A 24481-nucleotide genomic window follows, 5' to 3' on the forward strand; every position below is an offset into this window, starting at 1 on the left:
TTCAAAGAGAGATCAACCCTCCGCGGCCTCCGCGAACCAGGGCGCAAGGCGCTCATAAAGGCCGCGGAACCGGCGATACCCAGCCTCATAGACGGCCGCATGCGCCGGATTGGGCGTGACGACCGCACCCTGGCGCAGCAGGGCGGCGGCACCGCCCCAGTCGGTGCTGGCCCCGGCGCCCATGGCCGCGACCCAGGCCGCGCCCAGACAGGAGCCGGGATGCCCTTCCAGACGTTGCAGTGGCATCTGCAGGATATCGGCCACGATCTGCATCCAGATGTCGCTCTGCGATCCACCGTCGGAGACCAGGAGCCTGCGGACGGGATAGCCAAGTTCACGAAATACTTCGATGTGGTGGCGGAAGGCATAGCCCACACCTTCCAGCGCTGCGCGCCAGAGATGGGCCGGCCCGTGATTGAGGCTGAGACCGGTGATGGTGCCCCGCGCCGCCGGATCCTGGATCGGGCTCTTCTCGCCGAGCAGATAGGGCAGAACGACGACGCCCTCGCTGCCCGCGGGCACCGCCGACGCCAGGGTATCGAGTGTGGCATGAGGCTTGGCCTGCCCGGCGACGAGGCCGGACGCGAAGCCGGTGACCAGCCAATTGAGCATCGCCCCCGTCGCCGCCATGCAGCCATTCGGCATGAAGCGGCCAGGGATGACGTGACGATCGAGGAAGATGCGTCGATCGGGGACCGCGGTCTCGACGGCGATCAGAATGTCCCCCGCGCCACCGAATTTCAGCAGCACGTCGCCTTCCTGAACGACACCCGCGGCATAGGCCGATGCGACGTGATCCGCCGCCCCCGCGACCACCGGCAGGCCCACCGGCAGCCCGCTCTCCGCTGCCGCGGCCGGGGTGACATGACCGATCACCGTCTGGCTCTCGGCAATGGGCGGCAGAGCGCCGGGGGCGATGCCGGCGAGGGCCACGAGATCGGCCGCGATGCCGCCATCCGCCAGATCGACGAAGCCTGCTTCCAGCGCCCAGTTATGTTCAAGGCGCTTCTCGCCGGTGAGCTTCCAGTTGATGAAGTCATAGGAGCCGAAGACGGTCGCGATGCGGCCGAAGACCGCCGGCTCGTGCCGCGCGAGCCAGCGTAGCTTGGTCGCCACGATCTGCTGGGTGATGCCGTTGCCCGTGCGGCGCAGGAAGGCGGCACCGTCCGTCGCGCGTTCCATCTCCGCCACCTCTTCGGTGGCGCGTCCGTCGCTCTGCTGGATGCTGCGGCGAAGCACCTGCCCCTCACGATCCAGCAGCACGACCGCCGGCACCATGCCCGCGACGCCGACCGCGACCAGAGAGGCGGCCAGCGCCGGCTCCCGTGCCAGGAGTTCGCGGGTTATGGCGCAGGTATTGCGCCACCACTGCTCGGGTTCCTCCTCCGCCCAGCCCGGATGCAGTGAGACGAGATCGGCCGGCCGCGAGACGACCGCGACGATCCGGTCCGGCAGGTCGATCAGGATGCCGATCGTGGAGGTGGTGCCGATGTCGATGCCGATGACGGCGGGCATGGGTCGCCGCTCCTCAGCGCAGTGTCTCGACCTTCGCCATGAAGGCGCGCACCCGGGCCGGGTCGACCGCGTTCCAGGTATGGCCATCCACCTTGAAATGGGTGCCGACGACACAGCCATCGGCCACGCTCAGCACGTCCGTCACGTTGTTGATGTTGACGCCGGTATTGGCGAGGACCGGGACATCGTTGATGGCTTCGGCAACGGCCGCGAGTTCGGACTGGTCCGTGGCCTGGCCGGTGATCGGACCGGAGACGAGAATGGCATCGGCGAGCGCCGAGAAGACCGCACTCTTGGCGCGCAGCGGCAGCGGCCGGGTGTCGAGGGAGGCGGCGAATTCCGCATTGATGTTGAAGAGCAGCTTGAGGTCGCGGACGTCGAGATTGCGGCGGGCCTTCAGCGCATCGTCACAGGCCGGAACCCAGAGACCCATGTCGGAGGCATAGACGCCGGTGAAGATCTCGCGCACGAATTTGGCACCCGTCGCGGCCGCGAGCGCCACGCTCGCCGCCGGGTCCCAGAGATAGTTGACGCCGAAGGGCACGCGAATCTTGTGCTTCAGCGTGGCGATGACGGCGCTCATCGCGGCGACGGAGGATGTGGGCGCCTTCAGGGAGTAGGGACGATCGTTCTCGTTGCCGAACATGACGGCATCGACGCCGCCCGCCTGAAGATGTTCGAGATCGGCGGCCGCGCCCTCGATCAGCTTGGCCATGCCGCCGCGCTCGTCATAGAGCGGAGTGCCCGGCAGGGCGCCGATGTGAACCATGCCGATGACGACCTTCTTCTTGCCGTCAAAGAAATCGAACATGGATATGTCTCCTCGAAAGGTGTGATGGAGCGGGCGCGAAAGGCCCGTTCAGGATGAAGACGCCGGATCGGCGACGATGAGACGAACGCCCGCGGCTGACGCGATCTTGGCGATTGCGGGCGGCAGAGGCGTATCGGTGACGATGCTGTCGAGCCGTTCGAACCCGCAGATGCGGACGAAGGAACGGCGGTTGAACTTGCTGCTGTCGCAGAGGGCGGTGACAGCCTTGGACTGCTGGATGAAGACCGACTTCACCTCGCTATCCTCGGGTGAGTAGTCATAGAGCCCATCCTCGTCGATGCCGCAAACGCCGAGAAAGAAGCGATCGAGCCAATGGGCAGCGAGTTGCGCCTGGGCGATCCCGCCGCACAGCGACCCTTCACGCGGGCGCAGTTTGCCGCCCAGCAGGAAAATCTCCGGCAAGATCGGCTGCGGCATGGCCAACACGGTCTGCAAGCTGTTGGTCACGATCCGCAGCGGCTCGCGCCCGGCGAGTTCGGCCGCGAGATAGGAGACGGTCGAGCCGGTATCCAGGCCGATTGCTTGTTCCTCTGTCACGAGACTCGCAGCACAGACGGCAATGCGTTGCTTCGCCTCCCTGTTGAGCTCACGACGAGTCGCATAGGTGGGTTCGACCGCGGCCAAGGTGCCGATAGGAGCCGGCACCGCACCGCCATGCGAGCGCTCCACCAGCCCTTCCCGCTCCATCGCTTCCAGATCGCGCCGCACCGTCATCTCGGAAATGCCGATCTCACGCGCCACGTCAGTCACCGAGACAAATCCCTGGTCGAGGATGAGGCGATGAAGCGCCGCGCGGCGCGCGCCCGCAGGGGCGGCCGGAATGGAGGTGTCGGCAGGCGCCGGAAGGGCCGCGCCGAGGCTGGTCCGTCTTGTCATAAGCGTGATCCTAGCCAGCCGGCGCGCGCCGCACAACACAAACGAACACTTTCGATCAAATTTTTTGTCCGAATTTGTTTGACTGTCGGTGCGGGGCTGTTAAGGTCCAGTGACATCACGCGCCTGAGAGATGAGTGGAAACGATGAATCACATCGGCAGCGACCTTGCCGGCAAGACAGCACTCGTGACAGGCGGGGCCACCGGCATCGGCCGGGCGATCGCGGCGGCGCTTACTGCAAATGGCATGCGGATTGCGATCGCTGACATCGATCTCGATGCGGCCCGTGCGACAGCGCGCGAGATCGCGATGAATGCCGTGGCCGTTCAGATGGACGTCACGAGGCGGGAGAGCGTCGATGCGGGTTTCGCCGAAGCGGCCGCCCTTCTCGGGCGGATCGACCGCGTCGTCGCCAATGCCGGCGTTTCCAACATGAAGCCGGCGCTCGATCTGACGGATGCAGACTGGGACTTCAACTTCAACGTCAATAGCCGCGGCGTCTTCCTCACCAACCAGGCCGCCTGCCGGCATTTCCTGGATGCCGGCATCAAGGGCGCCATCTGCAACACCGCGTCGCTTGCCGCGAAAGTCGGCGCGCCGCTGCTCGCCCATTACTCCGCCAGCAAGTTCGCGGTCGTCGGATGGACACAGGCGCTGGCGCGCGAAATGGCGAAGCATGGCATTCGCGTCAACGCCGTCTGCCCAGGCTTCGTCCGCACCGGCATGCAATCCCGCGAGATCGTCTGGGAAGCCGAGCTACGCGGCATGACGCCGCAACAAGTTTTTGACGAATACGTCTCGCTCACGCCGCTCGGCCGCATCGAAGAGCCCGAGGACGTCGCGGGCGTCGTCGCTTTCCTGTTGTCCGATGCGGCCCGGTTCATGACCGGTCAGGCCGTGAACGTCACGGGTGGCGTCTATATGACTTAACAACGTGCGGGCCCGCGGCGCAGGAGTGCGTCGCGTCTTGTTCTTGCTGCAGTGTTTCACTCTGGAGGATAGAATGGCGAAGCGACATTGGCTTATGGGCTTGGTGGCCGGCATCGGCCTGGCTGCGGGCATGGGCGCCCTGCCCCAGGCGGCGCGGGCCGCGGATGACGGCGGCACGCTGACCATTTCGGACGCACAGTTCCTCTGGACCTGCGGCTTCAGCCCCTACAACTCTTCCTCCAACTTCCTGGCCGTGGGGCCGGTCTACGAGACGCTTGCTTTCGTCAACACGATGCAGAACGGCAAGGTGACGCCCTGGCTCGCCACCAACTATGCCTGGAGCAACAACAACACGGTTCTGACCTTCACCGTCCGCAAGGGCGTGAAGTGGACCGACGGCACCGATTTCACCGCGGATGACGTGGTCTTCACCTTCGAGATGCTGAAGAAGTATCCGGGGCTCGACCTCAACGCGATCTGGTCGGCGCTCACGAGCGTCGCCAAGCAGGGGGACGACAAGGTCGTCTTCACCTTCAAGGCCCCCTCCGTTCCCTATTTCTACTACATCGCCGATCAGGTCGGCATCGTGCCCGAACACGTCTGGTCCAAGGTGAAGGACCCGATGACCTATCAGGATGCCGCGCCCGTTGGCACCGGCCCCTTCACCATCGGCCATTGCACGCCGCAGAACATCAGCTACGTGCGCAACGACCATTACTGGCAGCCGGGCCTGCCGAAGCTCTCGCGCATCGAATACCCTGCCTTCACCACCAACCCGCCGGCGAACGAAGCGCTGTCCACCGGCCAGGCGCAGTGGGGCGGCCAGTTCATTCCGAACATCAAGGCGCAGTATCTGTCGAAGAGCCCGGACAACCATGTCTGGTTCCCCCCGGTCGTCAACGTCGCGATGTTCATCAACCAGGCCAATCCGCTGCTGAAGGATCTCGCGGTCCGCAAGGCCATGGTCTATGCGCTGGACAAGAAGCGTGTCTCCATGATCGGCGAATACGGCTATGAGCCGCCCGCCAACCAGGCCGGCATCGTGACGCCGACCTTCTCCTCCTGGCTCGATCAGAAGCAGCTGGATGACGCCGGCTACACCTACGATCCGAAGAAGGCGATCGCGACGCTCGAGCAGGCCGGCTACAAGCGTGGCTCCGATGGCTATTTTGTCTCGCCGGACGGCAAGCCGCTTGCCTTCACCATCATCAACCAGAGCGCCTATACCGACTGGGTGGCGTCGCTGCAGGTGGTGTCCCAGCTCTACAAGGCGGTGGGCATCAAGCTGACGATCTCCAACCTGGCCGGCAACGACTATTTCGCGAAGCTGTTCAATGGTGACTACGACCTGGCCTATGCCTACGAAGCCGGCGGCCCGACGCCTTATTACGAGTTCCGCCAGTGGCTCTACAGCGCGGGGTCTGCCCCCATCGGCAAGGCCGCAACGACGAACTGGGAGCGCTACTCCAACAAGGATACGGATGCGCTGCTCGACCAATATGCCGCCTCCACCGATCCGAAGGAGCAGCAGGTCATCATCTCAAAGCTGCAGAAGGTGCTGCTGGATGAGGTGCCGCTGATCCCCGTCGTCGAACAGGTCGATTGGGATCAGTATTCGACGAAGGATTTCGTGGGCTGGCCGACGCCGGAAGACCCCTATGCCCAGCCTTTCGCCGGATACTCTTTCCCCGATTGGGAAATGGTGATCCTGCGCCTGCATAAGAAGTGATAGGGGCTGGGAGGTGGACGGCCTGGGGTCGCCCACCTCCCTGTCCTGCCGTAGCCCAGCGCGTTGACCCGACATCAATTCCGCCAGGCCAGATGAGATTCGCGTAGATGCGCTATATCCTGCGACGACTGGGCTTCTTCCTCGTCACCCTCTGGGCGGCGATGACGGTGAATTTCTTCCTGCCGCGGCTGATGCCGGGCAATCCCGCCATGGCCATGATGGCGCGCTTCCATGGCCGTCTCGCCGGCCAGTCGCTTCATGCCATGGAGGTCGCCTTCGGCGTGAATTCGGGTGAAAGCCTGCTCGGCCAGTATGTGAGCTACCTGGGCAACAGCTTCACCGGCAATTTCGGGCGCTCACTCACCTTCTTTCCGCAGAGCGTCTCGCATGTCGTCTTCACGGCACTGCCCTGGACGCTTGGTCTCGTCGGCGTCACCACCATCATCGCCTTCATCCTCGGCACGGTGATCGGCATGATCGGTGCCTGGAAGCGCGGTGGTCTCTTCGACAGCATCCTGCCGCCGCTCTTCATCATCCTCTCCGCCTTCCCCTATTTCTGGATCGGCCTGCTCGCGATTCTGATTTTCGCCATCACCCTGAACTGGTTTCCCCTCGGCTTCGGCTATACGAATGGCGCGCCCATCACCCTGTCTGCCGCTTTCATCTGGGATGTCATCCGCCACGCCGTGCTGCCCGCCGCCACCATCGTGCTCACCTCGATCGGCGGCTGGATCCTCACCATGCGCAACAACATGATCATGACGCTGAACGAGGATTACGTGCGCATGGCCCGCGCCAAGGGCCTCTCCTCCGCGCGGATCATGTTCGACTATGCAGGGCGGAACGCGATCCTCCCCAATCTCTCCGGCTTCGGCATGTCGCTCGGCTTCGTCGTCAGCGGCGCCATCCTGGTCGAATACGTCTTCTCCTATCCCGGCGTCGGCTATCTGATGCTGCAAGCGGTGCTGAACGAGGACTTCCCCCTCATGCAGACGCTCTTTCTCTTCATCACTCTGGCCGTGCTGCTGGCGATCCTCGTCGTCGACGGGGTGACGCTGCTGCTCGATCCGCGCACGCGGGGGCGGTCATGAACGCGTCGGCGGACGCGGTGCGGAAGCACCCCCTGCCCGGCCTCGGCGCGCTGCGTCGCCTCGGCCGCGCCATTCTCGGCAACCGAAAGGCGATGGTCGGCGCCGTGCTGCTCGCGATCTGCATCGTCATGGCGGCGATCCCGAACCTCATCGCGCCGGGGGACCCGAATGCCGAGGTCTTCATGCCGGGCCAGGGACCGTCCGCGCAGAACTGGCTCGGTACCACCTCCTACGGGCAGGACATCTTCGCGCAGTTCGTCTGGGGTGCGCGGCAATCCCTCGTCATCGCAGTCGTCGCCGGCCTGCTGTCGACGCTGCTCTCCGCCATCATCGGCGTCTCGGCCGGTTTCCTGGGCGGCATGGCGGATGGGCTGCTCTCCATGCTGACCGACGTCTTCCTCGTCATCCCGGCCTTTCCGCTCGTCATCGTGCTCGCAGCCTATTCGAAGGGCGGAGGCAACCTGATGGTCATCGCCGTCCTCGTGCTCACCGGCTGGTCCTACGGCGCGCGGCAGTTGCGCGCGCAGGTTCTGTCGCTGCGGCATCGGGAGTTCCTGACGGCGGCGAAGCTGCGCGGCGAGCGCAATTGGCGAATCATCACGCATGAGATCCTGCCCAACATGGTCTCCCTTCTGGTCGCCAATTTTCTCGGCGCCTCCGTCTACGCCATCCTCACCGCCGCCGGGCTGCAGTTCGTCGGCCTCGGCAACGTTAATACGAACAGCTGGGGCACCATGCTCTACTGGGCGCAGAACAACGAAGCGCTGCAGGCCGGAAGCCCGCTCTGGGCCATCGTGCCTGGTCTCGGCATCGCCATGCTCGGCGGCGCCTTCGCCCTGCTCAACTATGCCTTCGACGAGATCAGCAACCCCGTGCTCAAGCCTACACGCAAACGCCGTCGCCCCCGCCGCACCGCAGGGGATGCGGCACGATGAGCGAGACCATCCTCGAGGCCTCGGATCTCGTCGTCGATTACGAGACCGGCGACCTGGCCGCGCGCGCCGTGGACCATGTGAGCTTTACGCTCGGGCGGGGCGAGTTCCTCGGCATCGTCGGCGAGTCCGGCTGCGGCAAGTCCACCATGCTGTTTGCCATCGCGCAGCTGCTGAGCCCGCCGGCGCGCCTTATCTCCGGCGCCGTACGCTTCAAGGGCCGCGACATGGTGGAGCTGCGTGGCACGGCACTGCGCGCGCTGCGCTGGCGGGATTATTCCGTGGTGATGCAGAGCGCCATGAACGCGCTCAACCCGGTGAAAACCGTCGCTGCCCAATTCGAAGATGCGATGCGCGCGCATGGCAAGCGCGATCGCGCCGCCATCCAGGCCCGTGGCCGCGAGGTGCTTGCCCTCGTCGGCATTGACGCCGTGCATCTCAAGAGCTTTCCGCACCAGCTTTCGGGCGGCATGCGCCAGCGCGTGATGATCGCGATGGCTTTGCTGCTCTCGCCCGACCTCATCGTCATGGACGAGCCGACCTCGGCGCTCGACGTCGTCGCCCAGCGGTCGCTGATGGTGCAGATCAAGGAGTTGCAGAAGAAGCTTGGCTTCGCGGTCATCTTCGTGACGCATGACATGTCGCTCGTCGGCCATTTCTCGGACCGACTGGCGGTGATGTATGCCGGCAAGATCGTGGAGATCGGGCCGACGCGCCCACTCTTCGCCGCCCCGCAGCATCCCTATACCCGCGGCCTTTTGGACAGTTTCCCCTCGGTCTACGGGCCCAAGGTGCCGCTCGTCGGCATTCCCGGCGCACCCCCCGACCTCACGGCCCTGCCAAGTGGCTGCCGCTTTCGCCCCCGCTGCAGCCAGGTGATGCCGCGCTGCGCGGAGATCGAGCCGGCACTCTACCCGAGCGGAGAAACCCGATCCCGCTGCCTGCTGTTCGAAGGGAGCGCCGCATGAGCGCGACGGATGACGCCCCGCTGCTGGAAACGCGAGGTCTGACCCGGCATTTCCGCATCGGCGGCCTGTTCAGCCAGGCCAAGCTCCACGCGGTCGACGACCTCGACCTCACCCTGCATCCGCGCGAGATCCTTGCGGTGGTGGGCGAGAGCGGCAGCGGCAAGAGCACCATCGCCCGCCTTCTCGCCAAGGTTTACGAGCCGACGGGCGGCGAGATCCGCTTCCGCGGCAAGCCGCTGAGCACCATCCGCAGCCGCGCCGATCTGCTCGCCTATCGCGGGGCCGTGCCGATGGTACTGCAGGACCCCTTCGCCTCGCTCAACCCGGTGCATACCATCGGCTACCTGCTGGAGCGCGGCCTCGTCCTCCACCGGCCGGACCTCACTGCGGCGGAACGGGAGGCGGAAGCTGTCCGGGTGTTGGAGATCGTCGGCCTGTCGCCCGCCCGACAGGTTCTGGCGAAATATCCCCATGAGATGAGCGGCGGGCAGCGGCAACGCATCGGCTTCGCCCAGGCCCTGTCCTATCGACCCCGCCTGGTGCTGGCCGACGAGCCGGTCTCGATGCTGGACGTCTCCATTCGCATCGGCGTGCTCAACCTCATGGCGCGCCTCTGCGCAGAGCAGGGCATCTCCTTTCTGTACATCACGCACGATATCGCAAGCGCTCGCTATGTCGCCCACCGCATCCTGGTGATGTATGCCGGCCGCGCGGTGGAGACCGGACCGGCGGAGGCGGTGCTGCACCAGCCGATGCATCCCTACACGCGCCTGCTGCTCTCCGCCGTGCCCGATCCCCGTGCGCCCATCACCCTCTCCGCCGCTGATACGGGCGAGCCGCCCCGCGTGGTGAACCCGGGAGACGGCTGCCGCTTCCGAACGCGCTGCCCGCTCGCCATCGCGCGCTGCGCGGTGGAGACGCCGCCGCTTGCCGAAACGGCCCCCGGTCACGCCGCTGCCTGTCATGTCACGGCACCCGCGACGGTGGCGCAGGCCGCCTGAGCAAGAAGCGCTCTTCCGGAGAACGTTGCGTTTCTGCAGTGTGTAACGACACAGCAGAAGCGAGTGTCGCCATGTCCCTCCGTCTCACTCTTCTGGCCGCGGCCGGCAGCCTGGTGCTTGGCCTGACCAGCCCGATCGCCCATGCCGCAGCCCCCGAACCCACCGCCGTCGGCGTGACCGTTCGGGCCGTGGCCGTGGTCGAGTCGGTCGACCGCACGACGCGGCAGATCTTGCTGAGCGGTCCGCGTGGCGGGCTGCTGACGATCACCGCCGGCCCGGAGATGGTGAATTTCAAAGAAATCAAATCCGGTGACCGGCTGGAGCTGACCTTCCGCGAGGCGGTGGCGGTGGCTCTGACACCTGCGGACAAACCCCTGCCAGCGCCGCGCGGCGTGGCCGGCGCCCGGCTCGCGGCGCCCGGGCAGATGCCACACGCTTCCGGCTTCGTTGCCGTCTCGGTCGAGGTCACGATCGACACGGTCGACCGCGCGACGCATAGCGTGACCTTCACCAATGGCGCGGGCGAGCAGAAGACGATGGAGATCCGTGACCCGGCGCTGCGCCATTTTGCAGCGAAGTTGAAACGCGGGGACCGCGTGCGGCTCGATTATATCCAAAACGTTTCTATCAAGCTTTTGCCTGATTCCAACAACTAGCTTCCTCTGGGATTGCCGCGCCGAAGCTTCGACGCGGTAATCTCCTACGGCGTCTCTGCGCTTCCATCAGAGGCCCTCGGTCGCTAGAGGTACCGGCACAACAGTGCCCGACCGACGCCCCATGCTCTTCCGCTCCGACGACCATGCCCAGACTTGGCTTAGCCCCGCCTCTTTTTGGGCCCCCGATGACGTGGTGCAATCCGCCTGGTTGGAGCATGGCCCCTTCGCCTTCTGGCTGATCGACGCGCTGCGGCCCCGGCGCTACGTCGAACTCGGGACGCATAACGGCTTTTCCTACTTTTGCGTCTGCCAAGCGGTGCAGCGGCTCGACCTCGGCACCGCCTGCTATGCGGTGGACAGCTGGGAAGGCGACGACCATGCCGGCTTCTACGGCGAGGAGGTCTTCGCCAGCGTTCGGCGTGTCAACGAGGCCAAATACCGCGGCTTTTCCACGCTCATGCGTGGTTTCTTCTCCGAGGCCCTGCCCTATTTCCCCGATGCCAGCATCGACCTGCTGCATATCGACGGGCGACACGGCTATGAGGATGTGCTGGAAGATTTCGAGAACTGGCGCCCCAAGCTGTCGGAGCGCGGCGTCGTGCTCTTCCATGACGTGAATGTACGCGAGCGAGGCTTCGGCGTCTGGCGGCTGTGGCATGAGCTGAAGGACCGCCACCCTGCCTTCGAGTTCGACCATGGTCACGGCCTGGGTGTGCTGGCCCTCGGCTCCGAAGTGCCCGAAGCACTAAAACCATTGCTTTTTGCCAACGAGGACACCGCGGCGGCGATCCGGCATAGTTACGCCCGATTGGGCCGGGCCATTTCGCTGCAATTGGAAGCGGAAGCCGCGCGTGTGGAGACCGGCTATGCGCAGCAATCGGTGCATGACCTCGGGAACCATGTACGCCATCTCGAGGGGGAACTCGCACGGAAGGAAGCAGACCTCTCCGCCATCCGAGAGGCGGCAGAGGCCGCGCAGAGGGAGATCGCGAACGCCGAAGCCCAGCATGCGCGCCTCGCCGCGGCGGTGGCGGAGCATGAACGTGACGCGGCCCGTACTGCCGCCGTGCGGGATGCGATTGCAGGGCACGTCGTCACGCTGCAAGCGACCCTACGCCAGCGCGACTCCAGACTCCTAGCGCTTGATGCCGAGGCCGTGCTGGTGCGCGGGCTCCGGCAGGAGCGCGACCAGCTCAGGCAGCAGCTGGACGCCATCCTCACCTCGACCTTCTGGCGCCGCACCGATCCTTGGCGCCGGTGCCTGGCCGCGCGGCCAGGCTTGCGCCGCGCCCTGATGGGGGGTGCCAAACTGCTCTGGTGGACGCTTAGCCTGCAGTTGCCGCGGCGCCTGAAAGCGCGGCGGGCAGCGCGGGAGGCCGTCCAAGCGGCGCTTTCTCCCCCCAGCCCGAAGCAGCGCTTCACGGCGGATGCGCGTGCGGACCTGTCCGCCTTCCTCGCCTCAGACGCGCGCATCAACTTCCCCGTGGTGGAAGATCCCGACGTTTCCGTCGTCATCGTGCTGTGGAACGCGGCCCATTTCACGCTGCGCTGCCTGCGGGCACTGCAGGCAGCGCAAGGGCCGAGCCTGGAGATCATCCTCGTCGACAATCGCTCGACGGACCAGACGGCGGCGCTGCTCGAGCGGGTTGAGGGTGCGCGCATCCTCCGTTCGCCAGAAAATCTGGGCTTTCTCCTCGGCTGCAACCGAGGCGCCGCCGAGGCCAGGGGGCGCAGCATCCTGCTGCTCAACAGTGATGCGTTCCCGCGCCCGGATGCGCTGGCGACGGCGCTCGCGACCCTCGACGGTGCGCTCGATATCGGTGCGGTGGGCGCCCGGCTGCTGCTGCCATCAGGCCAATTGCAGGAAGCCGGCAGCATCGTCTGGTCGGACGGGACCGCGCTGGGCTATGCGCGAGAGGCGGCACCCGATGCCTCCGAGGCCATGTTCCGCCGCGACGTCGACTACTGCTCGGGCGCCTTCCTGCTGACCCCGCGCACGCTCTGGGAGACGCTCGGCGGCCTGGATGAGGCCTTCGCCCCTGCCTATTACGAGGAGACCGACTACTGCCTGCGCCTTCAGGAAGCGGGGTATCGCGTCGTCTACGAGCCAGCGGCCGTCGTGGACCATTTCGAATTCGGAAGCGAAGACAAGAAAGGGGACAGCACCGCTGCGATGCAGCGGAACCAGTCGCTCTTTCTGTCGCGCCATGCGGAGGTACTGCGGCGCGCGCATCTACCGCCTGCGGAGGAGAACGTCCTCCAGGCCCGCTCGGCCGCCGCCTTTCCGCGCCCGCGGTTGCTGATGATCGACAATGCCGTACCCCTCGGCACGGCGGGCGCAGGCTATCCCCGCGCCCGCGAACTGCTCGGCGCCGCGGTGCGCCAGGGCTGGGCGGTGACGCTCTTTGCCTTGCACGCCTTGGGTGAAGTGGACTGGGAAGCCGCCTATAACGAACTCCCGCGTGAGATCGAGATCGTCAGCCCCGAGACGCCGCAGGAGCTGATCGGTTTCATGAGAGCCCGCCACGGCTTTTATGACGTGGTCCTGGTCAGCCGGCCGGAAAACATGGTGCTGATCCGCGGCTACCTGGCCGACCACCCGGACCTCTTCACGGGCGCGCGGGTGATCTATGATTCCGAGGCTCTTGCCGCCACGCGCACCATCGCCAGAGCGCGGCACGATGGGAAGCCCTATAGCGAGGCGGAAGCGGAAGCGCTGATCACCGAGGAACTGGCCCTGGCGCGGGGTGTGGACGCGGTCCTCTGCGTCAATGAAGCGGAGGCGCAGAGCTTTGCGCGCTGTGGCGCACCGGTTCACGTCTTGAGCCACGCCATTGCCCCCGCCGCCGCCCCGCCGCCCTGGGAGAGCCGGATCGGCTTCCTCTTCATCGGCCGGCTGATGGAGCGGGATGCACCGAACTGGGTGGGTCTTGCCTGGTTCATCCGCGACGTCTGGCCGCGCATCCGGAAGCTTCTGCCTCAGGCGACGTTGACGGTGGTGGGCCGCCTTCACCCAGATCATGCGGCGCTCGAAGCGCCGGGTGTACGTCTGCTCGGCGCCGTAGCCGACCTGCAGCCGCTCTACGACGCGGCGCGGGTCTTCGTGGCGCCGGTGCATTTCGCGGCCGGCGTGCCGCTAAAGGTGATCGAAGCAGGCGCCGCCGGACTGCCCGTGGTGGGCACGCGGCTGATGGGCACGCAGTTGCAGTGGCAAGCGGATGTCGAAATCGGGGTCGCCGACACCGCGGAAGAGTTCGCCGCGGCCTGTGTCGCGCTGCATCAGCAGCAGGTCGCCTGGACAGCCATGCGCGACGCGGCCCTGGCGCGCGTGGGTCGCGACTATGGGCCGGAGGCGTTTGCCGCGCGCGTGCGGGCGATTCTGGCGCCGGGCGCCTGAGCGGCGCTCTGCCTCAGTGGGACAGGGGGCGAACCGACAGATAGGCCAGCCGTTTCGCTTCCTTGCGCGCACGGGCGACAGAATCGAGCACGAGGCCACAGACGAGGGAGAGAAGCGCGGCCAGCACCAGGCTGGCCGAGAGCACGGCCGTCGGCAGGCGGGGGACGAGGCCCGTGCGCAGATAGTCGACCAAGACCGGCACCGCGAGGCCGATGCCGAGCAGGGCGAGGACGAGAGCGCCCGCCCCAAAAAAGGCGAGCGGCTTCTCCTCCTTCACGAGGCGCAGGATCATGCCGAGAATGCGGAAACCGTCGGAGACCGTGCTGAGCTTGGAGAAGGATTCGGGCGGCCGCTCCTTGTAGCGCGTTTCGACCTCGCTCACCGGCATGTCGAGTTCCAAGGCATGCACTGTGAATTCCGTTTCAGTTTCGAAACCAGCTGCCAATGCCGGAAAGGATTTGACGAATCGCCGGCTGAAAACCCGATAGCCGGAGAGCATGTCTTTGATCCGGTCTCCGAAAATCGCCCTTACCAGCCCCGTGAGCAGCCTATTGCCAAACCGATGCCCGAACCGATACGCCTCCTTGATGTCGGAGATGCGCGTTCCCGTGACCATGTCGTGCATGTTGTCAACAAGCTGCCGAATCATGATCGGCGCGACTGCCGCATCATAGGTATCGTCCCCGTCGACCAACACATAGATGTCCGCCTCGATGTCGGCGAACATGCGACGAACGACATGGCCTTTGCCCTGCAGGGTTTCGAGGCGGACGGTCGCGCCGGCCCCGCGCGCAATCTCCGCCGTACGGTCCGTCGAGTTGTTGTCATAGACGAAGATTTCCGCCTCCGGCAGGGCAGCCCGGAAATCGGCCACCACCCGGGCGATGGTCGTCTCTTCATTGTAGCAGGGGATCAGGACAGCGATGTGAGATGGCATGCTCGTTGCGATGTCTGTTGGTCGCAGAGCTTTCCGATAGCCCGTTACCGCCCCGATCGAAAGGCCGGAAATCGGCCGAGCGTCCGTTGTTGATCGCCTATGGTCGCCGGGATATGAGCCTCTGCATGTAAACGTGCCAAAGCACGATGGGCGTTGCCGGATCTCGCTCCCCACTCCTGAACAGGATCAGCCTGACGTGACCGACGCCTCCGTTTCACGCCGCGCCGCTTTCTTCGTCTTCGTCATCTTCCTGCTCGGTTTCACGCTTTACGCAACAACGCTCGGACCCGATGCAAATTGGGATCTGCGCAACTATCACCTCTACAATCCCTTTGCGCTCACCCACGGCAAGTTCGGCTACGATCTCGTGCCCGCGCAAATCCAGACCTTTCTGGCCCCGCAACTCGATCTTCTCAGCTTTGGCGTGCGGCATGTCCTGAATGGCCACCCTGCCCTGTTCAACGCCGTGATGAGCCTGCCGACCGCGGGCCTCGCCTTCCTCGCCTTTCTGATCACCGCTCGCCTTTTGCCGCTCACTTTGCACGGCCGACTGCCGCTCGCTGCCCTGATCGCGACCATCGGCTGCACCGGGGCTGCGGGCCTCCCGACCCTTGCGACGACCAGCAGCGAGGCTATCCCCGGGCTCTTCGTTCTAGGTGGGCTCCTGCTGTTGCTTCGCGCCATTGGCGCGTCCCGGCCCTTGCGCTTGATCGGTCTCGCCGGACTGGCTCTCGGCATCGGTGCCGGCTTCAAGCTCACCAGCCTCTCCTATTGCGTGGGAGGCTGCGCGGCACTTCTGGTACTTCCCCTGGGCTCAGGCGTCGCAAAGCTCAAAGCCATGGCCCTCTTTGCGGTCGCCGGGATCGCGGGCACCGCCCTCATAGCAGGGCCTTGGTGCCTCCTGCTATGGACGAGGTTCCACAGCCCGCTCTTTCCCTTCCTGAACCAGATTTTTCATGCCCCCGCCTATCTGCCGCTGGCGATGAGCGACGACCGTTTCAAGCCGCAGGGTCTACTGCAGACCCTCTTCTACCCCTTCTTCTGGGCGGTCAGTCAAACGCCGCGCGTATCGGAACTGCCCATGCGCGACCCGCGCTTCGCGGCCGCCTATGTCATGCTGGCGATGGTTGCGACTATTTGGCTTGCGAAGCGCGGAGGAATTCCGGCGCAGTCAAAGGTCTTCGCGGTTTTCTTTGTCGTTTCCTACATCGCCTGGGAGAAACAGTTCTCGATCATTCGCTATTTGGCGCCTCTCGAAGCGATTTCGGCCGCCGCCGTCGTCGCCGCCTGGCGGACAATCGATAGTGCCGGGCGGCGCCCCTGGCTCGTCTGGTTCGGTACCGCCTGTCTCGGCTTTCTGTGCGGCACCACGGTCTATCCGGATTGGGGGCGTGCCCCGGCCGATAGTCCGCGTGCCATCACCGTGGGTGCGCCACAACTTCCTCCGAACGCTCTCGTCATCCTGCTCGACGGCGCGCCCATGGCCTATGTCGCCGCCTTCGAGCCGCCCTCCGTGCGCTTCGTCGGCGCCAACAACAATCTCGTGCAGCCAGGCCAGGACAGCGGGCTCAATCACCAGGTCGAAGTAGCCATCCGCGACGCAGGAGGACCGCTTTGGGGGCTGGAATACCCCCCGGCACAGGGCATGGACGACGCCACCCTCTCCTACTACCACCTGCACCGAAGCGGCGCCTGCCTGCCCGTGCTCTCCAACATCGACGGAAACTCCCTTCGCCTCTGCCCGCTCGCACGCGGCAACTGAGCGTCAGGCGCCCTCGACCAGCGGGCGGGCCTCTCCCGCGAGCACCGCCCCTTCGCTGTCATCCTTGAGCGAAACGCCACTGATGCCGCGGGTGAGCGCCTGGTCTGTCAGCCACAGGATTCGGCGTGCCGCTTCCGGCAGCGCCATGCCCTCGGGCCGGATGTTGGAGATGCAGTTGCGGTCCGCATCCGTCCGCCCCAGCCGGGGCCCGAGGGTGACGTAGGCGCCGAGGCTGTCGGGCGAGGTCAGTCCCGGCCGCTCCCCGATCAGCACCAGAACCAGACGCGCGTCGAGCAGCGCGCCCACCTCGTCCCCAAGCGCCACACGGCCGCGCGGCGCGATGGCGATGGTTCCCAAGCGTCGACCGGCGCGCTGCCAGGCCGAGACCAGCAGCGCGAGAAGATCCGCCGCATGGCTCGCCGTTGCGAAGGCGGAAAGGCCGCCCGCCACCAGCACTGCGATGTCCGGCCCCTGCTGCTGCCCGCCCAGAGCCGCGACGGAAGAGGCGGAGAGGCGGCGGCCGAGATCCGGCCGCGTCAGATAGGTCTGCTGGTCAGGCGCACGGCTTTCCACCTGCAGCACGGGCAGGCCGAGCGGCGTGAGCTTCGCTTCCAGCGCGTCGAGATCGAGCGGCGTATGCACCGCATCCCGTGCCAGGGCATGGGCCGCGCGAAAGGCGAGATGATCGGGCGTCGCAATGCCGGGCCCCGCGCGACGGAGGCCGATGCGCGCGGCGGTGAAGCGCCGTAAGGATTCGAAGCGATCCATCATGGCACCTCAGGCGGCAGCCAGCAGGTGCTGGAAGCGCTCGGGCATGTCGAGCGGGCGGATGCGGCCGGCATCGTCGGTCAGGCCGACCCGTTCCAGCCAGGCCTCGAACTCCGGCGCGGGCTTCAGGTTCAGCATCTGGCGCAGGGCCAGAACGTCATGAAAGGAGGTGCTTTGATAGCCGAGCATCACGTCGTCCGCACCGGGGATGCCCATGATGAAGGTGAGGCCGGCTGTGGCGAGGCCGGTCATCAGCAGGTCCATGTCGTCCTGATCGGCCTCGGCATGGTTGGTGTAGCAGACGTCGCAGCCCATCGGGACGCTGAGCAGCTTGGCGCAGAAATGGTCTTCGAGCCCGGCGCGGATGATCTGCTTGCCGTCATAGAGGTATTCTGGCCCGATGAAGCCCACGACCGTGTTGACGAGCAGGGGAGAGAAGGCACGCGCCACGGCATAGGCCCGCGCCTCCACAGTCTGCTGATCGCAGCCATGATGGGCATCCGCCGAGAGGGCACTGCCCTGTCCCGTCTCGAAATACATCACGTCGGTGCCGACGGTGCCGCGCTTGAGAGAGAGCGCCGCCTCATGCGCTTCGCGCAGGGTGGCGAGGCTGAAGCCGAAGCTCGTATTGGTGGCCTCGGTGCCACCGATGGACTGGAAGACGAGATCGACCGGCGTGCCGCGGGCCATCAGATCGATCGCCGTCGTCACATGCGTCAGCACACAGCTCTGTGTCGGCACCTCCAGCCGCTGGCGCAGATCGTCCAGCATGGACAGCAGATCGTGCACCCGCTGCGGGCTGTCCGAGGCGGGGTTGATGCCGATTACGGCATCGCCGCTGCCGAGCAGCAGGCCATCAACGATGCTTGCGAGGATGCCCTTCGGGTCATCCGTCGGGTGGTTGGGCTGCAGCCGGGAGGCGAGGCGCCCGGGCAGGCCGATGGTGTTCCGGAAACGGGTGGTCACGCGGCATTTGGCGGCGATGAGGATGAGATCCTGCGCGCGGCAGATCTTGGCGACGGCCGCGGCCATCTCCGGCGTCAGACCGGGCGCGAGCGCCGCGAGCGTGCTCGTATCCGCGGCATCCGACAGCAACCAGTCCCGCAAGCCGCCGACCGTCAGATGAGCGACGGGTGCGAAGGCCGCGGCGTCATGCCCATCGATGATGAGGCGCGTTACCTCGTCCGTCTCATAGGGAACGATGACGTCCGTCAGAAAGGTCTTGAGCGGCAGATCGGCGAGCGCGGATTGGGCGGCGACGCGCTCAGCCATCGAGGCGGCGGCCACCCCGGCCAGCACGTCCCCCGAACGGTGCGGCGTCGCCCGGGCCAGCAGCGTCTTCAGATCGGCGAAGACATAGCGGGTGCCCCCAACGGACTGCGCATACATGCCTCACCCTCCTTTCACGATCCGATACCGGCGATCTGCCGGAAAACCCGACGAAGCCCAAGCAGGAATCGCGCCGCCGGCGCGGGTCAGACGCCACAGAAAGCGTCATCCCGGCCGTTACCGCCCGGCGCGGGGCATGCTATGCGGAGTCCCCGGAATTCCAAAGGCCCCCGACTCCCAGCATGGTGACCCCACGGCGGACGCCGAAACTCTCATCCGTCGGGGACCTGCCGCGCCCGGGCCGGACGCCCATGGTGCCGCGGCGGCGGGCGGAAGCGCCGCGCAACCGGATGGCGGTTGCGGGTGGCGTCTCCGCCGCCCTGCATCTCGCGGTGCTTGCAGCGCTGATCGTCACCTTTCCGAACAAGACGCCGGAGGAGCCGCCCGAGCCCACGGGGGTGCAGGTGGTCTTCGAACCCGGCGCGAAGACGCCGACGTCCCCGAAGAGTGCAGGCCAGGACAATCACACCCAGGCGTCCGCGCCGCGGGGAAAGCCGAGCCCGCCAACCGTGCATACGGTGCAGGCGGCGCCCCCACCTGCACCGCTGCCACGCCCCGAGATCAAGACGCCGGAGCCGCCGCATCCGCTGACCCCGCCCAAGCCGATGGCACCGCCACCCAAACCGCAACCACCCAAGCCTGTGCCCGCAGCGCCAAAGCCGCCGCCGGCATTGCCGAAGGTCAATCTGCCGCCGCCACCACCCCCCGCGCCCGCCGCGCCGAAAACGCCCGCGCCGCTCCCGGCCCCCGTGCCCCTCCCCTCCGTCCTCACCGACAACACGCCGGCAGAGGTGAATCTCAATCTGCCGCCCTTGCCGGAGTTCACGCCGATCCCGCTGCCGAAGCCGCCGCCACCTCTCCCGCCCGCCCCGCCACCGCCGCAAAAGGCGGCGCCGGCGCGCAGATCTGGCCAGGGCCGCAGCAGCGTCTTCTCGCAGGGCCTGATGATGAACGGCATGTCCTTCAACGGGGGCGGCAGTGGCGGCTCGGCGCAGGGCATGAACATGCAATTGCCGCGCTCGATGCAGGTGGACACCGGTAGCGATCTCACCGTCCAGGGAACTCCGGGGAAGAATTGGTTTTCGGAGTTGCAGCAATGGGTCAATGACCGGGCAAGCTACCCTGAAATGGCGGGCGAACAGGGGCAGGAAGGCTCGGTGACCATCCGCTTCACCGTCGACAAGGCCGGCCATGTCTCCGGTCTGACGATGATTACCCCGACCGGCTATGCATTGCTCGACCAAAGTTGGCTCGGGCTATTCCGAGGCGCCGACCTGCCTCCGCTCGGACCTGATTCGAAATCCGATAGCGTAACCGTCACTGCGACGATGCATTATCAGATCATTCGGTGATGCGAGAGACCTAAACGTCGTTTTACAGTTGACGGACCGAACCGAACCTTCCTTTGATGCCCGCTCGGGTGGGAGCGCAAAGCGATGACTGCAGCGGATCGTACCATTTCCCTTCGCGGCTTCGACCTGATCGACACGCCGCGTTGGAACAAGGGCAGTGCCTTCACGGAAGACGAACGATCCGCCTTCGGTCTTCACGGCCTGCTGCCGCCGGCGGTCACCACGATGGAGACCCAAGTCGCGCGCACCTATGCCGCTTACAAGAACAAAGACACGGACATCGAGCGGCACATCTATCTGCGCTCCCTGCAGGACCGCAACGAAACACTCTTCTACCGCCTAATGGTGGACCACGTCGTCGAAATGCTGCCGATGGTCTACACGCCGGTGGTGGGCGAGGCCTGCCAGAAGTTCAGTGAAATCTATCGCCGCCCTCGGGGCCTCTTCATCAGCTATCCGCTGCGCGACCGTATGGACGAGATGCTCGCCTCCGTTGGCGATCAAGACGTGCGCGCCATCGTGGTGACCGATGGCGGTCGTATCCTCGGCCTCGGCGACCAGGGTGCCGGCGGCATGGGCATCCCCATCGGCAAGCTCTCCCTCTATACCGCCTGCGGCGGCATCGCGCCGGAATATACGCTGCCCATCACGCTCGACGTCGGCACCAACAACGAAGAACGGCTGGCCGATCCGCTCTATATCGGCTGGCGCAACAAGCGCATCGCGGGCCAGGAGTACGAAGACTTCGTCGATGCCTTCGTCCAGGCCGTGAAGCGGAAATGGCCCCACGTCCTGCTGCAGTTCGAGGATTTCGCGATTGACCACGCGACACTCTTCCTCGAGCGCTACCGCGATCAGCTTTGCATGTTCAACGACGACGTGCAGGGAACGGCCGCGGTCGTCGTCGGAACCGCACTCTCCGCCGTGCGCACCTCCGGCAAGCCGTTGCCGGAGCAGACGATCGTCGTGCTCGGTGGTGGCTCGGCCGGCTGCGGCATCGCGGAGCAGCTGATCGCAGCGGCGATCGAGGAAGGCGCCGATCCAGCCGCGGCACGCGCTAAGGTCTACATCGTCGATCGGTTCGGCCTGATGCATGACGGCATGCAGGGCCTCTATCCCTTCCAAAAGAAGCTGGCGCGCCCCCAAGCGGAACTCGACCAGATTCCACACAGCGACCCCCCACAGGTCTCCTTCCTGGAGACCGTGCGCGCGGTAAAACCCACCATCCTCATCGGGGTGACCGGGCAACCCGGCCTCTTCAGTGAAGAGATCATCCGCACGATGGCCCAGCATGCCGAGCGGCCGATCATCTTCCCCCTCTCCAACCCCACGTCGCGGGCCGAAGCCCAGCCGGGGGACCTGCTGGCCTGGACGGAGGGCCGCGCCATCATCGGCACCGGCAGCCCCTTCCCGCCCCAGCCCTTTGGCGACAAGACCTTCCCCATCGCCCAGACCAACAACGTCTATATCTTCCCCGGTCTCGGCCTCGGCGTGCTGGCGCTCGGCATCCCGCGGGTCTCGGATGGCATGCTGATGGCCTCGTCCCGCGCCCTGGCCGATGCCGCCCCCGCCCAAGCTGGAGACACGGTGCCCCGCCTTCTCCCGCCGCTCTCCGAGGTCCGCCAGGTCTCACGCCAGATCGCCATCCGCGTCGGGCTCGCGGCCGTCAAGGATGGGCTGATCCCGGCGCTGGACGAGGCCGAGATTACGGCGCGGGTGGATGCGACGATCTGGGACCCCGCCTATCAGGCGTATATCCCCGGCTGAGCTGACAACCCTTGCCCCGACACTGCAAGAGCCGGCAGACTGGCCGCTCTTTCATTGCTCGGGGGTTGAGGATGCGGTTGCGGACATGGCTGGCAGGGATCGCCGTTGGCAGTCTGGCGATGAGCGCGGCACAGGCCGCGCCCGCATCGGCCCCGGTTCCCGTCAAGGTCATGATCGTCTCGATGTTCGGGCCGGAAGGGGGCGTCTGGCTCAAACATCTGCCGCTGACACAGGCGATTACGGTGCCCGGGCTGAGCCCCGACTATCCGGCCGTGCATTGCGCGGCCGACGGTACTTGTCTCGTCACCACCGGGATGGGGGAAGCCAATGCCGCGGCCTCCATCTCCGCCCTCGTCTATTCGCACCAGTTCGACCTGCGGAAGACCTATTGGCTGATCGCGGGCATCGCCGGCATCAACCCGCATGAAGGCACCCTCGGCTCGGCGGCCTGGGCGCACTACCTCGTGGATTGGGGCCTGCAATGGGAGTTGGATGACCGGGAGGCGCCAAAATCCTGGCCCACCGGCTACACCGGCATCAACACCAAGGGTCCCGATCAGAAGCCGCCGCTCGACTACAAGACGGAGATTTTCGCGCTCAACCCTGCCCTCCAGGCGCGCGCCTACGCCCTGTCAAAGGACGTGACCTTGGTTGACGCACCGGAGGCCGCGAAGGCCCGCGCCGCCTACCCCGCCCCCGCCAATGCGCCACCCCGCGTGCTCACCTGCGATACACTGACCGGCGACACCTGGTGGAGCGGCACGCTGCTTGGTGAGCGGGCCGAGGCCTGGACCAGGATCCTGACCAACGGTCAGGGGCGCTACTGCACGACGCAGCAGGAGGACAATGCGACCTATGAGGTGCTGACGCGGGCGACAGCGGCGGGGCTGGCCGATGACAGCCGGGTGGCCGACCTGCGCGCGGGCTCCGATTTCGACCGGCCGGCCCCCGGCAAGTCCGACGCGCAGAACCTGCTCGACTATGGCGAGCAGGGCGGCTTCATGATCGCGCTGGAAAACCTCTACCGCACTGGCAACCCGCTGGTGAAGGCGATCGTGACCCATTGGCCGGACTGGGAAAGCGGCGTCCCGAAGGAGTGACGGGCCTCAGCCCTTGGCAACGGCGGGCTGGGCGGCCATGGGGGCCGCCGGCGCGCCATAGACGTCCCGCGCGCGCTTGAGGAAGGCATAGACCATCCGGCGCACCGCTTCCGCAAAGACGGTGCCGATGGCCATCTGCAGGACCCGGCTGCGGAACTCGAAATCGACGAAAAAGTCGATCAGGCACCCTTGAGGATCGGGTTTGAAGATCCACCGATTGTTGAGATATTTGAACGGACCGTTCTCGTAATGGACGATGATCGTGTCCGGCGCCTGCAGTTTCACCCGGCTGGTGAAGCTTTCGCGAAAGGGTCCGAAGCCAATGGTGAGATCCGCCACCATCTCCGTCTCCGTCCGGCTGCGGATGCGCGCGCCGACGCACCACGGCAGAAACTGCGGATATTTGCCGACATCCGCCACCAGATCGAACATCTGGCCGGGCTGATAGGGCACCCGCTTCTGTTCGGCGTAGCGGGGCATCAGGCGGTGGCTGCCAGTTGGCCGAGTTGCGCTTCGCGCGCCGCGCGGAGCTGCGCGAAGTCGGCATCCGCGTGGTAGGAGCTGCGAGTGAGCGGCGTCGCCGAGACCATCAGGAAGCCCTTCGCACGGGCCATGGAGGCGTAATCCGCGAACTCGTCAGGCGTCACGAAGCTCGCCACCGCCGCGTGCTTCGGCGTCGGCTGTAGATACTGGCCGAGGGTGATGAAATCGACGTCGGCAATGCGCAGGTCATCCATGACCTGGCCTACTTCGGGTCGGGCCTCACCCAAGCCAACCATCAGGCCGGATTTCGTGAAGATCGTGGGGTTGAGCATCTTCACCTGATCGAGCAGGCGAAGGGATTGGTAGTAGCGCGCGCCCGGCCGGATCGTGGGATAGAGCCGCGGCACGGTCTCCAGATTGTGGTTGAAAACATCGGGCGCCGCCTCGGCCACGATCTCGACCGCACCGGGCTTGCGCAGGAAATCAGGCGTCAGGACCTCGATCGTCGTGCTCGGAGCCGCGGCCCGGATGGCGCCGATGACCGCGGCGAAATGCCGCGCACCGCCATCGGCCAGATCGTCCCGGTCCACCGAGGTAATGACGACATGGAGCAGGCCGAGCTTGGCGACGGCATCCGCCACCCGGTTTGGCTCGTCTGCGTCCAGCGCGTCCGGCATGCCCGTGCGCACGTTGCAGAAGGAGCAGGCGCGCGTGCAGGTGTCGCCCATGATCATCATGGTCGCGTGCCGCTGGGACCAGCACTCCCCAATATTCGGGCAGGCCGCTTCCTCACAGACCGTCACCAGCTTGTTGCTGCGCATGAGCTCCCGCGTCTCGTGGTAGACGGGATGCTGCGGCGCGCGCACGCGTATCCAATCCGGCTTGCTGCGCGCAACCGGATTATCGGGCCGATGAGCCTTTTCGGGATGGCGATGGTCGATAACCAGACGAGTGGCCATGATCCCTATCCATGACGAGAACCGACGGCCCGGGCAAC

The 24481-nt window shown here is 66.0% G+C and carries 20 protein-coding genes; 12 read left to right on the forward strand and 8 right to left on the reverse strand.

Going from position 1 to position 24481, the window contains the following annotated elements; genetic code table 11:
- Positions 1-12: 12 nt before the first annotated feature.
- From ACYQ6W_RS06120 to ACYQ6W_RS06130, 3 genes are read right to left on the reverse strand one after another with little or no spacing between them, the layout of a single operon-like run.
- Positions 13-1515 carry an FGGY-family carbohydrate kinase gene (locus ACYQ6W_RS06120; RefSeq protein ID WP_459674206.1) on the reverse strand — a complete coding sequence of 501 codons (1503 nt, stop codon included), beginning with the start codon at positions 1513-1515 and terminating at the stop codon, positions 13-15.
- 13 nt (positions 1516-1528) lie between these two features.
- Entirely contained in the window at positions 1529-2326 is a 798-nt protein-coding gene (locus ACYQ6W_RS06125) for a BtpA/SgcQ family protein (protein WP_459674207.1), read from the reverse strand.
- A 48-nt stretch (positions 2327-2374) separates the two neighbouring features.
- Positions 2375-3223, reverse strand: coding sequence for a DeoR/GlpR family DNA-binding transcription regulator (locus ACYQ6W_RS06130; RefSeq protein WP_459674208.1), 849 nt, complete (start codon positions 3221-3223; stop codon positions 2375-2377).
- A gap of 143 nt (positions 3224-3366) precedes the next feature.
- Between ACYQ6W_RS06130 and ACYQ6W_RS06135 the strand changes: the two genes are divergently transcribed.
- The 8 genes from ACYQ6W_RS06135 (at position 3367) to ACYQ6W_RS06170 (ending at position 13926) form a co-directional block, all read left to right on the forward strand.
- Positions 3367-4152, forward strand: a complete 786-nt coding sequence (locus ACYQ6W_RS06135; RefSeq protein WP_459674210.1) for an SDR family NAD(P)-dependent oxidoreductase — start codon at positions 3367-3369, stop codon at positions 4150-4152.
- 73 nt (positions 4153-4225) lie between these two features.
- The gene (locus ACYQ6W_RS06140; protein WP_459674213.1) at positions 4226-5881 is read left to right on the forward strand and encodes an ABC transporter substrate-binding protein; all 1656 of its coding nucleotides are present in this window, start codon (positions 4226-4228) and stop codon (positions 5879-5881) included.
- Positions 5882-5988: 107 nt separating this feature from the next.
- On the forward strand, positions 5989-6972 hold the full coding sequence (locus tag ACYQ6W_RS06145; protein WP_459674214.1) for an ABC transporter permease: 984 nt from the start codon (positions 5989-5991) through the stop codon (positions 6970-6972).
- Complete coding sequence (locus ACYQ6W_RS06150; protein WP_459674215.1) at positions 6969-7907, forward strand: ABC transporter permease; 939 nt, start codon at positions 6969-6971, stop codon at positions 7905-7907. The genes ACYQ6W_RS06145 and ACYQ6W_RS06150 overlap by 4 nt, the downstream gene beginning before the upstream one ends.
- The gene (locus ACYQ6W_RS06155; protein ID WP_459674216.1) at positions 7904-8872 is read left to right on the forward strand and encodes an ABC transporter ATP-binding protein; all 969 of its coding nucleotides are present in this window, start codon (positions 7904-7906) and stop codon (positions 8870-8872) included. The genes ACYQ6W_RS06150 and ACYQ6W_RS06155 overlap by 4 nt, the downstream gene beginning before the upstream one ends.
- Positions 8869-9873 carry an ABC transporter ATP-binding protein gene (locus tag ACYQ6W_RS06160; RefSeq protein WP_459674217.1) on the forward strand — a complete coding sequence of 335 codons (1005 nt, stop codon included), beginning with the start codon at positions 8869-8871 and terminating at the stop codon, positions 9871-9873. The genes ACYQ6W_RS06155 and ACYQ6W_RS06160 overlap by 4 nt, the downstream gene beginning before the upstream one ends.
- Positions 9874-9986: 113 nt before the next feature.
- Positions 9987-10529 carry a hypothetical protein gene (locus ACYQ6W_RS06165; protein WP_459674218.1) on the forward strand — a complete coding sequence of 181 codons (543 nt, stop codon included), beginning with the start codon at positions 9987-9989 and terminating at the stop codon, positions 10527-10529.
- Between the two features lie 121 nt (positions 10530-10650).
- On the forward strand, positions 10651-13926 hold the full coding sequence (locus ACYQ6W_RS06170; RefSeq protein ID WP_459674219.1) for a class I SAM-dependent methyltransferase: 3276 nt from the start codon (positions 10651-10653) through the stop codon (positions 13924-13926).
- A gap of 13 nt (positions 13927-13939) precedes the next feature.
- Here ACYQ6W_RS06170 and ACYQ6W_RS06175 read toward each other — a convergent pair whose 3' ends face one another.
- Positions 13940-14863, reverse strand: coding sequence for a glycosyltransferase family 2 protein (locus ACYQ6W_RS06175; RefSeq protein ID WP_459674220.1), 924 nt, complete (start codon positions 14861-14863; stop codon positions 13940-13942).
- Between the two features lie 196 nt (positions 14864-15059).
- Between ACYQ6W_RS06175 and ACYQ6W_RS06180 the strand changes: the two genes are divergently transcribed.
- Positions 15060-16625 carry a hypothetical protein gene (locus ACYQ6W_RS06180; RefSeq protein ID WP_459674221.1) on the forward strand — a complete coding sequence of 522 codons (1566 nt, stop codon included), beginning with the start codon at positions 15060-15062 and terminating at the stop codon, positions 16623-16625.
- 3 nt (positions 16626-16628) lie between these two features.
- Here the strand turns inward: ACYQ6W_RS06180 and eutC are convergent, their stop codons facing one another.
- Together eutC and ACYQ6W_RS06190 are read right to left on the reverse strand one after the other, a co-directional pair.
- Complete coding sequence (gene eutC, locus ACYQ6W_RS06185) at positions 16629-17396, reverse strand: ethanolamine ammonia-lyase subunit EutC (protein ID WP_459674222.1); 768 nt, start codon at positions 17394-17396, stop codon at positions 16629-16631.
- A gap of 6 nt (positions 17397-17402) precedes the next feature.
- Positions 17403-18782, reverse strand: coding sequence for an ethanolamine ammonia-lyase subunit EutB (locus ACYQ6W_RS06190; protein ID WP_459674223.1), 1380 nt, complete (start codon positions 18780-18782; stop codon positions 17403-17405).
- Positions 18783-18964: 182 nt separating this feature from the next.
- On the opposite strand from ACYQ6W_RS06190, the gene ACYQ6W_RS06195 reads away from it, so the two are divergent.
- The 3 genes from ACYQ6W_RS06195 to ACYQ6W_RS06205 all read left to right on the forward strand — a co-directional run bounded on the left by ACYQ6W_RS06195 (position 18965) and on the right by ACYQ6W_RS06205 (position 23001).
- Positions 18965-20134: an energy transducer TonB gene (locus tag ACYQ6W_RS06195; protein WP_459674225.1), complete on the forward strand. Its 1170-nt coding sequence runs from the start codon at positions 18965-18967 to the stop codon at positions 20132-20134.
- Between the two features lie 84 nt (positions 20135-20218).
- Positions 20219-21901 carry an NAD-dependent malic enzyme gene (locus tag ACYQ6W_RS06200; RefSeq protein WP_459674226.1) on the forward strand — a complete coding sequence of 561 codons (1683 nt, stop codon included), beginning with the start codon at positions 20219-20221 and terminating at the stop codon, positions 21899-21901.
- 71 nt (positions 21902-21972) lie between these two features.
- Positions 21973-23001, forward strand: coding sequence for a purine-nucleoside phosphorylase (locus ACYQ6W_RS06205; RefSeq protein WP_459674227.1), 1029 nt, complete (start codon positions 21973-21975; stop codon positions 22999-23001).
- 6 nt (positions 23002-23007) lie between these two features.
- Here ACYQ6W_RS06205 and ACYQ6W_RS06210 read toward each other — a convergent pair whose 3' ends face one another.
- Together ACYQ6W_RS06210 and lipA are read right to left on the reverse strand one after the other, a co-directional pair.
- On the reverse strand, positions 23008-23481 hold the full coding sequence (locus ACYQ6W_RS06210) for a type II toxin-antitoxin system RatA family toxin (RefSeq protein ID WP_459674228.1): 474 nt from the start codon (positions 23479-23481) through the stop codon (positions 23008-23010).
- Positions 23481-24443 carry a lipoyl synthase gene (lipA, locus tag ACYQ6W_RS06215; protein WP_459674229.1) on the reverse strand — a complete coding sequence of 321 codons (963 nt, stop codon included), beginning with the start codon at positions 24441-24443 and terminating at the stop codon, positions 23481-23483. The genes ACYQ6W_RS06210 and lipA overlap by 1 nt, the downstream gene beginning before the upstream one ends.
- Positions 24444-24481: the final 38 nt, after the last annotated feature.

This window comes from Acidisoma sp. 7E03, from assembly GCF_054665075.1.